The organism is Acinetobacter lwoffii (assembly GCF_029024105.1).
GTDB lineage: Bacteria > Pseudomonadota > Gammaproteobacteria > Pseudomonadales > Moraxellaceae > Acinetobacter > Acinetobacter lwoffii.
The window spans coordinates 247,812-260,677 of sequence record NZ_CP118963.1; the positions used below are offsets into that span (position 1 = coordinate 247,812).

11 protein-coding genes are annotated in these 12,866 nt (G+C 46.1%); 5 read left to right on the plus strand and 6 right to left on the minus strand.

Features of this window, described 5'->3' with window-relative positions; translation table 11 throughout:
• Positions 1–65: 65 nt before the first annotated feature.
• Together PYW33_RS01015 and PYW33_RS01020 are read left to right on the plus strand one after the other, a co-directional pair.
• Positions 66–2,474: a YgiQ family radical SAM protein gene (locus PYW33_RS01015; protein WP_004644879.1), complete on the plus strand. Its 2,409-nt coding sequence runs from the start codon at positions 66–68 to the stop codon at positions 2,472–2,474.
• A 398-nt stretch (positions 2,475–2,872) separates the two neighbouring features.
• Positions 2,873–3,421 carry a DUF2726 domain-containing protein gene (locus PYW33_RS01020; RefSeq protein ID WP_004644880.1) on the plus strand — a complete coding sequence of 183 codons (549 nt, stop codon included), beginning with the start codon at positions 2,873–2,875 and terminating at the stop codon, positions 3,419–3,421.
• 54 nt (positions 3,422–3,475) lie between these two features.
• Here PYW33_RS01020 and PYW33_RS01025 read toward each other — a convergent pair whose 3' ends face one another.
• Together PYW33_RS01025 and shiA are read right to left on the minus strand one after the other, a co-directional pair.
• Positions 3,476–3,832 (minus strand): RidA family protein, encoded by a 357-nt coding sequence (locus tag PYW33_RS01025; protein ID WP_004644882.1) that lies wholly within the window; start codon positions 3,830–3,832, stop codon positions 3,476–3,478.
• 1 nt (position 3,833) lies between these two features.
• Positions 3,834–5,132: a shikimate transporter gene (gene shiA / locus PYW33_RS01030; protein WP_004644883.1), complete on the minus strand. Its 1,299-nt coding sequence runs from the start codon at positions 5,130–5,132 to the stop codon at positions 3,834–3,836.
• A 15-nt stretch (positions 5,133–5,147) separates the two neighbouring features.
• On the opposite strand from shiA, the gene PYW33_RS01035 reads away from it, so the two are divergent.
• Entirely contained in the window at positions 5,148–5,276 is a 129-nt protein-coding gene (locus tag PYW33_RS01035; RefSeq protein ID WP_004644884.1) for a hypothetical protein, read from the plus strand.
• 78 nt (positions 5,277–5,354) lie between these two features.
• Here the strand turns inward: PYW33_RS01035 and dinB are convergent, their stop codons facing one another.
• The 4 genes from dinB to mdtD form a co-directional block, all read right to left on the minus strand.
• Complete coding sequence (gene dinB / locus PYW33_RS01040) at positions 5,355–6,410, minus strand: DNA polymerase IV (RefSeq protein ID WP_004644885.1); 1,056 nt, start codon at positions 6,408–6,410, stop codon at positions 5,355–5,357.
• A 20-nt stretch (positions 6,411–6,430) separates the two neighbouring features.
• Complete coding sequence (locus PYW33_RS01045) at positions 6,431–7,447, minus strand: MBL fold metallo-hydrolase (protein WP_004644886.1); 1,017 nt, start codon at positions 7,445–7,447, stop codon at positions 6,431–6,433.
• A gap of 53 nt (positions 7,448–7,500) precedes the next feature.
• Positions 7,501–8,280 (minus strand): glycoside hydrolase family 25 protein, encoded by a 780-nt coding sequence (locus tag PYW33_RS01050; protein WP_004644887.1) that lies wholly within the window; start codon positions 8,278–8,280, stop codon positions 7,501–7,503.
• 66 nt (positions 8,281–8,346) lie between these two features.
• Complete coding sequence (gene mdtD, locus PYW33_RS01055; protein ID WP_004644888.1) at positions 8,347–9,738, minus strand: multidrug transporter subunit MdtD; 1,392 nt, start codon at positions 9,736–9,738, stop codon at positions 8,347–8,349.
• Between the two features lie 177 nt (positions 9,739–9,915).
• Between mdtD and PYW33_RS01060 the strand changes: the two genes are divergently transcribed.
• On the plus strand, positions 9,916–11,733 hold the full coding sequence (locus tag PYW33_RS01060; protein WP_016807011.1) for a choice-of-anchor I family protein: 1,818 nt from the start codon (positions 9,916–9,918) through the stop codon (positions 11,731–11,733).
• 153 nt (positions 11,734–11,886) lie between these two features.
• On the plus strand, positions 11,887–12,861 hold the full coding sequence (locus tag PYW33_RS01065) for a hypothetical protein (RefSeq protein WP_004644890.1): 975 nt from the start codon (positions 11,887–11,889) through the stop codon (positions 12,859–12,861).
• Positions 12,862–12,866: the final 5 nt, after the last annotated feature.

A 12,866-nucleotide genomic window follows, 5' to 3' on the forward strand; every position in this document is an offset into this window, starting at 1 on the left:
ATCGGCTTTCATCTTTGATCTTATTTTTAGATCTCCTATCATCTGCCAGCCGAGAATTGCTAGCCATGTCTACTGCTTATACCATGCAGACTGCGCCAAAAGCGTTGTTTGATTACGACAAATATTGGGCGTCTTGTTTTGACCCTGCGCCATTTTTGCCGATGTCACGCGAGGAAATGGATCAACTCGGCTGGGACAGCTGTGATTTTATTTTAGTTTGTGGTGATGCTTATATCGATCATCCGTCTTTCTGTTCAGGCATTATTGGTCGTACGCTAGAAGCACAAGGCTTCCGTGTCGGCATTATTGCACAGCCAGACTGGACCAGCGTGGATGCGTTCCGCGTTTTGGGTAAACCGAATATTGCTTGGGGTGTAACAGCAGGGAATATGGATTCTATGATCAACCGTTATACGGCTGACCGTAAAATCCGTTCTGATGATGCCTATTCACCAGACAATCAGCCAAACAAACGTCCAGACCGTGCGGCAACCGTGTATTGCCAGCGTGTCCGTGAAGCTTATCCGGATGTACCGGTATTATTGGGCGGTATTGAAGCATCCTTACGTCGTATTGCGCATTATGATTACTGGTCAGACAAAGTCCGTCGTTCAGTATTGATGGATTCAAAAGCCGATCTTTTGATGTACGGTAATGGTGAGCGTTCAATCACTGAAATTATGCATCGTCTGGCACGTGGCGAGAAAATTCACGAGATTACTGATGTTCGCGGTACTGCGTTCATTGTGAATAAACACAATCGTGCCTCTAAAGCCAAGTTTGTGGAAATTGCATCGAATGATGTCGATGCCATTGGCCGTGTTGATCCAATTATTAACCCGTATGTCATGACTGAAGATATCGAGGGTTGTGAGATTGAACAAGGCAAGGATTCTAGTCAGTACCAAGGTTTCCAAAAAGAACATGTCGCCAATCCGATTGTGCGAGCAGGGGATGACCTAGATCCTGATACGCAAATTGTGCAACTGCAACCGGCTTCTAAAGCGATTAAACATAAGTTACCGCCGCGTGAATTGGCCGTAATCCGTTTGCCTGCTTTTGAAGAAGTGGCTGCAGATCCAGTGCTCTACGCACATGCCAACCGTATTCTGCATCTGGAAACCAATCCGGGGAATGCGCGTGCCATGGTGCAAAAGCATGGTGAACGTGATGTCTGGTTGAATGCACCGCCAATTCCGTTGACTACCGAAGAAATGGACTATGTGTTTGACCTGCCTTATGCACGTCTGCCGCATCCTGCTTATGGCAATGCACGTTTCCCGGCATTCGACATGATCAAGTTCTCTGTGAATATCATGCGTGGCTGTTTCGGTGGTTGTACCTTCTGTTCAATTACGGAACATGAAGGTCGTATTATTCAGAACCGTTCTGAAGAATCGATTCTGCGTGAAGTGGAAAAAATCCGTGATACCGCACCGGGCTTCACGGGTATTATCTCGGACTTGGGTGGCCCAACAGCCAATATGTATCGTTTGGCCTGTAAAGATCCTGAGATTGAAAAGAACTGTCGTAAACCGTCATGTGTATTCCCGGGCGTGTGCCAAAACCTGCATACCGACCATGCGCCATTGACGCAGTTATATCGTAAAGCACGTTCTTTACCAGGCATTAAAAAAATTCTGATTGGTTCAGGCCTACGTTATGACCTTGCGGTTTTAAACCCTGAATATGTCAAAGAACTTGTCACCCATCATGTCGGTGGTTACTTAAAAATTGCGCCTGAACATACCGAGAAAGGTCCACTCAATAAAATGATGAAGCCAGGTATTGGTACCTATGACCGCTTCAAGCAAATGTTTGATCGTTACAGTAAAGAAGCCGGTAAGGAACAATACTTGATTCCTTACTTCATCGCGGCGCATCCGGGCACCACCGATTACGACATGATGAATCTGGCGATTTGGTTGAAGAAGAATGGTTTCCGTGCCGATCAGGTACAGACCTTCTATCCATCACCGATGGCGACTGCAACTACTATGTATTACACGGGTAAAAACCCGCTGGCGAAAGTGGCGCGTTATACTGAAAATGTTGACATTGTGAAAGGTGAGAAGCGTCGTCGTTTGCACAAAGCTTTCTTGCGTTATCATGATTCAAACAACTGGCCTTTACTGCGTGAAGCCCTGAAAGAAATGGGTCGTCAGGATTTGATTGGTAATTCGAAACAGCATTTAATTCCGACTTATCAGCCTGTAGGCAGTGCAGACGGTCAGTATCAATCGGCGCGTAAGAAGAATTCGACGGTTGCCGGTGATTCGCAAAAACGTACCGGTGAGCAAGGGAATCGTAGCAAGGCTGCACAAGCTCAGTCACGTCCTTCAAATACCAAGAAACGTCCTGAGCGTGGTCAAATTCTGACCCAGCACACTGGTTTACCACCACGTGAAACGGGTGATGCCAAAAAACCGTTTGGTGGGCCAAAGCCTAAAGCGAAGCCCAAATCACGTGCATAATTAAGTTAATAAAAAGACACTTCGGTGTCTTTTTTTAGCTCTTGGGTAAAGTAACGTAGCCTGAGCTTGTTCGTTGAAAGTGTAAAAGAATATATTATTTGGACTAAGTTCTTTAAAAAAGTGATATAAAAATAACACTTTGTCGGAATTGTCCTACAGTTGGGCAGATATGTATTGCGATCAATTCCATGGATGTTTTAGAGTGCATTATCAGTACTTTAAATCCACTTTCATTGGCATCTAGAGAGATGTCACTTTAGGTAACACAGAATCGAGTTTTGATACCAGTTGTATGGGTATTTAAACAGATTGGTTGTTAGCTCTATTTAAAATAAAGCGTGGGTTTATACTGCACAACAATAAAACAAAAATGATTATAAGAATGCAAGGATTTAGGCATGACCACCTATATTATGATTGGGAGTTTCCTGCTCTTCTGTGTCGTGCTCATGGCATGGAAAAAGCTCGGAAATAAATCCAAACCACAAGACAGCGCGTTAAAGCAACGTGCTATTTTTAACCTGAATGAGCAATTGACCTTCACTCGCCTGAGAGAAGTCTTACCTGAATACATTATTTTGGCACATGTTTCCTATGATGCCTTAATGACGACTAAATTTAACCGGACTCGACATAAGTACCGCAACCTGACTGCAGATTTTGTCATTCTGGATCAGCAGCACCAGATTCTAGCTGTGGTGGGAGTGGATGACCCATTAATTTTGAAGCGTCCCCAACAGACGGGTTTTCAGGATGCATTACTAACCATGGCCGGTTATCGGGTGATTCGCTACGATGATGTGCCAGAATATTATCAGTTGCGCCAGGACTTCTTACAGGAGCAAGCGCAAATGCAGAAAATGCCCAAATATACAGTTAGCAATGATCTGAAAAAATATTATTTATATTCGGATTTAGAGCGCAGTAAAATCAAAGCAGTCGGTTAAAACAAAAAAGCATGCCAGAAGCATGCTTTTTTTATGAATATCGATCTTGAACCATTATTCTGGTTTAACCGCCACGACGGTCAGCTCGACCAATACCCGTGGATCATAGAGTTTTGCTTCGACACAGGTACGAGGCAGGGCTTCGATATCAGCGACCCAGGCATCCCAGACTTCATTGAAGGCTGCATAATCCTTTTCAATATCTTTCAAATAGATAGTTACCGACATGATGTGACTTTTGTCTGTGCCGGCATCTGCCAGAAACTGGTCAATAGTATCTAAAGTCTGTTGGGTTTGCCCTTTAATATCCAGTTCAACATCTGTGGCGAGCTGGCCGGCGAGATGTACCAGATTACCGGCAATGGCAATTTCCGAAAAGCGTTTCGATACGTGTAAACGTTCAACTGTCATGTTATTCATCCTGAGTTTCGGGCATCAGGGCTGCGACCAAAGCAGTCAGCAGACAACCCACCGCCAGATAGATGGCTACATAATGCCATGAACCATCTGCCCAAATCACCAGTGCCGCTGCAATAAATGGGGTAAATCCACCCCCAATGATACTCGCCACCTGATAACCAACTCCGGCACCGCTGTAGCGGTATTCGGTGCCAAACAGTGAGGTGAAAATCGGTTGATGGACACTGACCACCATATCGTGTGCGACGTTCGCCAGTAAAATTGCCCCGACAATGATCATCCAGGTGTTTTGTGCATCGAGCGCCATAAAGAATGGAAAAGCCGAAAGCGCACCAATCAAACCGCCCCAGACACACATTTTCTGATGATTGAATTTATCCGCCAACCAGGCAAAGAAGGGAATACTGAAACAGCTGATGGCACCGACCATCAGCGTGATATTCAGGAAGAACTGTTTGTCCATGCCCAAGTTAGTGGTGGAATAGTTCAGGGCAAAGTTGGTGACCAGATACATGGTCAGCAATTCAGTCAGACGTAAAGCAATGATATAGAAGAAAGCTTTAGGATGTTTGCTAATGGCCTGCAAGATCGGCAGTTTTTCTGGCTGATGGTCTGCTTTCACCACCTTTTCCACAAACTCTTGAGATTCATCCTGATCACGGCGGATCCACATCGCCACAGCTAACAGTACGATGCTGGCCAGAAAGGGAATACGCCATGCCCACTCGGCAAAGGCTTCTTCACCCAGTGTCGCAAGTATAATCGACACTGCACCCGTCGCCAGAACCAGACCGACGCCGTAACCGACCTGAACTCCACTGCTATAAAAGGCCTTTTTTCCTTTTGGTGCATTTTCTACGGCCATGAGGGCTGCGCCGCCCCATTCACCACCGACAGCAAAGCCTTGCAAGGCACGGCAAAACACCAGCAGCACCGGAGCCCACCAGCCAATTGCTTCAAAATTTGGCAGCAGGCCAATCCCGACCGTGGAAATTCCCATCAGGATTACCGTAAGTACCAGCATTTTTTTACGGCCAAGCTTGTCACCAAAGTGACCAAATACCACACCGCCTAAAGGACGAAACAGGAAGCCGACCCCAAAGGTGGCCAGTGCCGCCAGGGTGCCCATATTCTCGCCAATACTGGGAAAAAACTGATCTTTAAAAATTAAGGCTGCAACAATGCCGTAAAGGAGAAAATCATACCAATCGACAACAGCACCAACAAAACTAGATAGCGCAGCTTTACGTGCGCGTTGTTCTTGAACAACAGAAGAATTTACAGAAGACATGCAGGAGGGAATTCCATGAGTTACATCAGAGTTGCCCTGCAATATTCGGATTTGATCGTCACGCTAATCACAGGACATCATGCTGAAAGTAAAGGTGATTTTCAGCATCTCGGCACATACATGGATAATGCATTGCGCAGATAGAGTACTCTAAAAAATCAAAATGTAAAAACAAAGTTGCCGTATTTTTAAACTGATGCCTAAAACATGATCAAAAAAGGTTTAGAGTAGCAATAACTGGGTTTCAGTTTCGGGGACGCTGAGCTGATACACGCCAACACCGATCAGCCGGAATTGCATCTGCGGGGCAATATGCAGGTCGTCGAGCAGTAAGTCCAAGGCTTGGGCTAATTCCTGTGGGCTACGCAGCACCTGTTTAAAACTTTTACTGTGTTGCATCACCTGAAAGTTCTTGAGTTTTAATTTGACCGTAACGCCGCGAGCTGAAAGCTGTTTCTTTTGCAGACTTTGCCATACTTGTCCAAGTAAAGGTTCCCAATAGGGGCGACATTGGTTCAGATGCAGGTCATCATCAAAAGTGGTTTCTTTGGAAATTTGCTGGCGTTCCCGTTCCACTTCGACCGGTCGTTCATCAATGCCTTGAGCATACAAAAATAGCCGCCGGCCATATTTGCCAAAATGTTGAATTAGTAAGGCTTCATCGATTTGCTGTAAATCGCCTAAAGTTTCTAGATTCAGGCTTTTCAGTTTTTCCTGAGTGACTTTACCGACGCCGGGAATTTTTTTTAGTGGCAGATCCTGGATAAAACGCTGTACCTGCGAAGGTTTAATCACACAGATCCCATTCGGTTTGTACCAGTCCGAAGCAATTTTGGCAAGAAACTTGTTGGGTGCTACACCAGCAGAAGCGGTTAATCCGGTGGCTTGAAAAATATCCTCGCGAATTCGCATGGCGACTTCGGTAGCACTTGGGATTTGTTTTAAATTTTCTGTGACATCTAGAAAGGCTTCATCCAGAGACAGTGGCTCAATCAGGGAAGTATATTGCTGGAAGATCTGATGAATCTGTGCCGATACCTGCCGATATTTGGCAAAATCCGGCTCAATCACGATAACTTGAGGACATAGTTTGCGCGCCTGCCCCATGGACATGGCAGAACGCAGGCCATAAACCCGTGCCGGGTAGGAGGCAGCCGCGACCACCGCCCGAGGATGATGCGAGGCAATCACCACAGGTAAGTCTTTCAGTTCTGGACGTTCACGCAGCTCTACCGAGGCATAAAAGGCATCCATATCGAGATGAATAATTTTGCGCATGTTCGCTATCTTAAGGGGCTTTAATCGGATTGGGAAGCGAAGGCTGAGTTGAGTAAATAGGGTTGCGGTCCGCTGAGCAGAATGACTTTTGTCCCTTGTGTCTCGGCAGCCTGAATCAGAAGTTGCAAACTTTTTGGAGTGTCATCGGCAAGACGGGGTAAAAATTGCAGTGGCTGCTTTAAAGGCTGAAAAAAATCATCCCAATGTACTGGAATCACCACTTTGGGCTTGAGCAGGTTTAGGGTTTCAGCCAGATATTGCTGCTGATAGGCATCGGATTGTCTGGAAAGCTGGGCAATGCCTAAAAACAGGGTGTCGACTTTCAGATGCTGCAATTGCTCTGGAATAAATCCGGTACTGGCCTTGACCAGAATTTTATGTCCTGCATGCTCAATCAGGTAGTCGAAACTGCCACCTTCCTTAAATTCGGAAAATTTAGCCGGAAGAGTAAAGGGCTGTAGCAGCTCTTCGCCTAAATCATCATTTACCACTGTGGGCGGGGTATGTTGTGAGGGAATTGCTGTGATTTGAAAATGCCCCCATTGTTGTACTTGCCAAGGCTTAACCGGCTGTAATTGCTGTGGGGTAACTTGGGGATTTGCCCGGGCGATATTCAGTGTGCTCGGCGAACCGACCACAGCAGTTTCGGGAAGCATCTCTAGTAAAGCCGGGACATCCAGAACATGATCATAATGAGAATGACTGACCAGAATGGCTTGGGTTCGGCTCAATTCATGGCATTGTACCAGTTGTTCTAAGAGCAGCTTATCACTTTGAATAGGTCGAGTAATTACTTGCCGCAAAGATGGCCGGCTAAAGAAACCATCGATCAGGATCTGATCGTGGCCATCATCGAGTAACAGGGTGGACACACCAAAAAAATTGACTGTAAGCCCGTGAACGGATATACCGGTTTGCGGCTGCCACGCTTTAAAGTCACTAACCTTGCCCGAAGCTTGCAACAGATAAGCCAGCATACCCGCGATGAGTAGGAGTAGAATCACCAGACCGAGTAAAATGCCTTTTATCCATTTCAATCTTTTTATTTCCTTGTTGTTTTTATAAAGAACTTGTTTTCAGGCGATCAGCTTTATTTCGCTTTATTCTCAGATGAAGGTACTACAATCGCATTCTTTTTGAGAAAATCCAGCCATTGCTGTTCTGAGCCATAAAAAACATTCAGGTCTACCGGTGTGGTAATACCGGGAATTTTCCCCTGACTGGTATGTTGCCAAAACGTCCATTTAGGCTGATCTTTTAAATCAGGCAGACCTTTGTATTCACGTACCCAGAGTGGTACGTTAGGAAAGTGTCCTGCCAGTACAATATTATAAAAAGCTTTAGAAATATAGAAAATCGGCTGCTTGCCATAATGCTTTTTCAGGGCATCGTGCATCACCTGAATTTCGTTTAAAAGCTGCTCTTTAGAATAGGTATTGATGCATTTGCTGTCATATTCCAGATCAATTACTGGCGGTAAGGCATCCGGTTTATTGGGTACGGAGTCAATAAAATTCTGGGCTTGAATGCTGCCATCGCGGCAGAGCCGGTAAAAATGATAGGCACCGACCAAAAAGCCGCGTTCACGTGCTTTCAACCAATTTTCCTGAAAACGGGTATCTTTAAAGTCGCCGCCTTCAGTGGCTTTCAGATAAACAAAACGGTATTTTTCAGGCGAAATCTGCTGCCACTGAATCTCTTTTTGATGATGCGATACATCAAAACCCTGAATAGGATAATCGGCTGCATGGGCAGACGGTGCTTTCATCAGGCAGAGATAGACCATGGCGATCGTGATCACAGTGATCAGTATGCCCAGCCCAATCAAGAGCGATTTATGAACTCTGTTCGGAGCCTGATTTTTTTGCATTTTCAGTCCTTGCCTATATGTGATTTAGCCTAAAACTTACAATCAGCCCGAAGTGAATATATCGCATCAAACCGGGGTATTTTTAGGAATATGCCAGAAAATATAGGCCGCAATAATATTGATACAGCCTAAATAGATTAGTGACACATGAAAAGCAGCCACCAGATTGTCGGCGCCGTAATAGGCACTCAGCATGTTCACCAGTGTTCCTGCCAGCGCCACCCCGATACTCATTGATAGCATCATGATCATCGACAGGAAACTGTTGCCGCTACTGGCATCCTGCTGGCTTAAGTCCTTTAAGGTGAGGGTATTCATCGACACGAATTGCAGTGAATTTAAAATGCCGAAGATAAAGAAATGAATCGCACGCAGCCAGATTGGGGTTTCTGCCGTGGTCAGGGCAAAACTGGCAATACACAGACCCACCAGCAAAGTATTGACCAGTAAGACCCGGCGATAGCCAAAACGCTGAATGATTTTGCGGATAATCGGTTTGGAGGCCAGCGAACCGAGCACAGTCGGAATCATCAATAAACCGGTAATAAAAGGCTCGAAACCGAATGCGACTTGCAACATGAGGGGGAGTAAAAATGGAATCGAGTTGCCGCCGAGACGGGCAAAGAAATTACCCAAAATACCAATCGCATAAATTTTATTTTTAAACAGCCGGCTGCGAAACAGGGCGTTGCTATGGGTATGCGAATGATAGGCATAAATCAGGGTGGCCAATAAACCGGCCAGAATCAGGCTCAGGCTCCACCACAGCGAGTTTTGTGGACTGGCAAAATTTTCAATTCCGAGACAGAGACCCACCATCGCCACGACCAGCAAGATAAAGCCCCAATAATCAAAACGGGCGACTGTGGGTTCAAGTACATTCGGCATGGCCTTAAAGGTAATCAGTGCGCCCAGCAAGCCAATCGGCAGATTGATCAGGAAAATCCAGTGCCAGGACAGATATTCCACCATCCAGCCACCTAAGGTCGGTCCAATCAACGGACCAATCAGACCGGCCAGACTCATCAGGCTCATGGCGGCCAGAAACTGGGTACGGGGAATGATCTTCAGCATCGCCAAACGGCCGACCGGCAGCAATAGTGCACCACCGATCCCTTGAAAGATCCGGTACACCAATAATTCATTCAGGCTACTTGACCAGGCACAGCCCAAAGAGGCCAAAGAGAAAATAATAATTGCAGCAAAATAGGTATTTCTGACCCCGAACCGGTCTGCCATCCAGCCACTTAAGGGAATGCAGGCCGCCACAGACAGCACATAAGCCACAACCACACTGTGCATGCGTAGCGGATCTTCCTGCAAATTTTGGGCAATTGCAGGTAGGGCGGTATTAATAATGGTGGTGTCCAGCCCCTGCATAAAAAAGCCAATCGAGACCAACAAGACCAGCAGTCTGAACTCGGGATCTAAGGCTTGATGCGTAGGCGTGGTATTCATAATTCTGGAAAACTGAAAATTTTGAATAGTTTAAAGGAATCAGCCGAGTCTGTCGTATATAAAGCGTGTCAACTTTTATGCGGTGTTGTGTCAAGGAACTGCAACCGATCTGTCATGGCACTGCAATGATCTGGTTATAAATTGGTCACGAATTCTTCATGATAGATCAACAAAAAAATGAAATTAAAATTAAAGTCATTGATAGTGGCCATGCTGGCTGTGGGGATGGTGGCATGTGGAAGTGAGAATGAAAATGAAACTCCTGTTCCAATCGTTGAGGCTACACCGAACTCGATCGAATTAAGCAAATTAGCCGCTTATGAATCGGGTGTGTTTGCGCAAAGTGCAGCAGAAATTCCGGCCTTTGATGCAGAGAGTCAACGCCTATTCGTGGTCAATGCCAAAGAAGGCGTATTGGATGTACTGGATTTAAGTCGACCTGATCAGCCGAAAAAAATAACATCTATCACGGTCGATGACATTGCGCCAGAGGCTGAGGTCAACAGTGTCGCGGTACATAATGGCATTGTCGCCATTGCGATTCAGGCTGCTGTGAAAACCGATCCTGGCTATGTGGCCTTATATCAGGCCAAAGACCTGAGCAAGCTGGCCCACGCACAGGTGGGCGCCTTGCCGGACATGCTGACTTTCACACCAGATGGTCAAAGCTTGTTGGTGGCCAATGAAGGCGAGCCTTCTGATGATTATCAGGTTGACCCTGAAGGTTCAGTGTCTGTCATTAGTCTGGCCAATTTAAAAGCCCCGATCGTTCGTACAGCAGACTTTAAGGCCTTGAATGGACGGGAAGCAGCATTGCGTGAACAGGACGTCCGCATTTTCGGACCAAAGGCCAGCGCAGCTCAGGATTTTGAACCTGAGTACATCACTGTTTCGAAAGATGGAAAAACCGCCTGGGTTGCCTTACAGGAAAATAATGCCTTGGCCAAAATTGATGTGGCTTCTGCCAAGGTGCTCGGTGTTTATCCATTTGGCTTTAAAGATCATGGCATAAATGGTCATGGTATGGATGTCAGCGATGTGGATGGTGTCGACGGTAAAGGCAAAATCAATATTCAAACTTGGGCCAATGTCCGAGGCTTATATATGCCAGATGCGATTGCAAGTTTTGAGGTCGCCGGCAAAACCTATATTGTGTCTGCCAATGAAGGCGATGCCCGTGCCTGGGGTGAAAACAATCCTGCATATTTCAATAACGATACCAGCCAGGGCTTTGTAGAAGAATGGCGGGTGAAACACTTGGTCCATGCCAAAGGTTTTGACCGCCGTCTGGGCGATGATTTACCAGCCCATCTTCGGGTATTGGCCAAAGGTGCAGAACTCAATCCAACTAACTTTGCCTACTGCGGTGCTATTGTAGGGGATGCCAAAGACTGCCGTGAAGATCATCTGTTGGGCCGTTTAAATATTACGTGGACCGAAGGCTATCAAAAAAATGCCGATGGTACAGCCAAACTGAATGAACGGGGCAATCTGGTCTATGATCATTTATATAGCTTTGGTACACGCTCGGTCAGTATCTGGGTGGAAAATGATCAGCAGACCGGTTTAGAACTGGTATGGGATTCGGGCGATCAGTTTGAGCAGTATATTGCCAAACATCATCCTGAGATTTTCAACTTTAATCATGAAGAAGCCGGACTGGATAATCGCAGTGACAATAAAGGGCCGGAACCTGAAGGGGTGACCTTGGGGCAGATTGGTCAAAAAACCTTTGCCTTTATTGGGCTGGAGCGTGTCGGTGGCATCATGGTATATGATGTGTCTACACCTGCATCACCAGTCTTTGTGCAATATATTAATTCACGTGATTTTAAAGCGACTACAGCGCAGATTGAAATGGGACAAGCCGGTGATTTAGGACCGGAAGGTTTGGTATTTATCCCCGCCAAAGACTCCCCGAATAAGAAACCCCTCCTGGTGGTCGGCCATGAAGTCAGTGGCAGTACCACGATTTATCAAGTAAATCTCAAGTAGTCAAAAGCTTTTAAATTCAGGGCACTTCGGTGCTCTTTTTTGTAAGGTGACCATATATATGACAGTCTTGTCATTAAAATGAAATAAAACCGTCATAATCTTGGGCCAACTTTTCAGCACTGCTGAAATCTCCTCGCGTATAGGTTTGTTTTTATGACAATCGAGATTTTGATGGTGATCGGCTTCTGTTTGGCCGCTTACTCTATTGTCGGAAATGATGTACCTCAAACCTTAGGGACATTTATTTCTTCGAATTCACATCGCCCATGGTGGGTATTGTGGATTTATATCAGCTCAATTTTAATTGTCGTATTGGTCTATGGTTGGTATGCATCTGGGGTGGGTGATGCCTCATACGGTCGTTTAGAAACGATTCCTTTCCCTGAAGGTGGCATTACCTGGCTGTACATTGTGCCGCCAATTCTGCTGTTGATGCTGACCAAATACGGGATTCCAGTCAGTACCACTTTCCTGGTGCTTACGATTTTCTCTCCCGCCAGCTTAGGCTCGATGATGGTCAAATCGATGATGGGCTATGCGGTGGCCTTTGTGGTGGCGATTGTCATCTATCGTTTTGTGGTCAAGCAGCTGGCACGCCATTTTGCCAAGACACGTCATCAGGAACACTCCAAGGTCTGGATGGGCTTGCAGTGGGTATCTACCGGTTTCCTGTGGAGCCAATGGCTGATTCAGGATCTGGCCAACATCTTCGTGTATGTGCCGCGTCAGGTACCGTTTGAATTCCTGATGTTTGCGATTGCGGTATTCGTAGTGTTGCTGGGCGTGATTCTGTATCAACGTGGTGGGGCCATCCAGAAAATTGTCGATACCAAAACCGGTGTGACCGACATTCGTGCTGCGACGATTATCGACTTCCTGTATGCCATTATCCTGTTGATCTTCAAAGAGTGGAGCAATATTCCAATGAGTACCACTTGGGTATTCCTGGGATTACTTGCAGGTCGTGAATTTGCCATGTCGATGATTCTGGATGAGGTCAACAAACATCGTACTTCGCGTAATGTCAGTGCAGATGCCATGAAACTGATGTTCGGTCTGGCCATGTCGGTCATTCTGGCAACAACTTTGCCGATGTTTTATGACTTTGTGACGAATTATGGTCAATAAGTCCT

Excerpts from the sequence above, each read along its gene's own strand:
- PYW33_RS01060 (WP_016807011.1), top strand. The coding sequence starts at position 9,916 with ATGAAATTAAAATTAAAGTCATTGATAGTGGCCATGCTGGCTGTGGGG.
- PYW33_RS01025 (WP_004644882.1), bottom strand. The coding sequence starts at position 3,832 with ATGACAGTTGAACGTTTACACGTATCGAAACGCTTTTCGGAAATTGCC.
- PYW33_RS01050 (WP_004644887.1), bottom strand. The coding sequence starts at position 8,280 with ATGCAAAAAAATCAGGCTCCGAACAGAGTTCATAAATCGCTCTTGATT.
- shiA (WP_004644883.1), bottom strand. The coding sequence starts at position 5,132 with ATGTCTTCTGTAAATTCTTCTGTTGTTCAAGAACAACGCGCACGTAAA.
- mdtD (WP_004644888.1), bottom strand. The coding sequence starts at position 9,738 with ATGAATACCACGCCTACGCATCAAGCCTTAGATCCCGAGTTCAGACTG.
- PYW33_RS01035 (WP_004644884.1), top strand. The coding sequence starts at position 5,148 with ATGAGTTACATCAGAGTTGCCCTGCAATATTCGGATTTGATCGTCACG.
- PYW33_RS01015 (WP_004644879.1), top strand. The coding sequence starts at position 66 with ATGTCTACTGCTTATACCATGCAGACTGCGCCAAAAGCGTTGTTTGAT.
- dinB (WP_004644885.1), bottom strand. The coding sequence starts at position 6,410 with ATGCGCAAAATTATTCATCTCGATATGGATGCCTTTTATGCCTCGGTA.
- PYW33_RS01020 (WP_004644880.1), top strand. The coding sequence starts at position 2,873 with ATGACCACCTATATTATGATTGGGAGTTTCCTGCTCTTCTGTGTCGTG.
- PYW33_RS01065 (WP_004644890.1), top strand. The coding sequence starts at position 11,887 with ATGACAATCGAGATTTTGATGGTGATCGGCTTCTGTTTGGCCGCTTAC.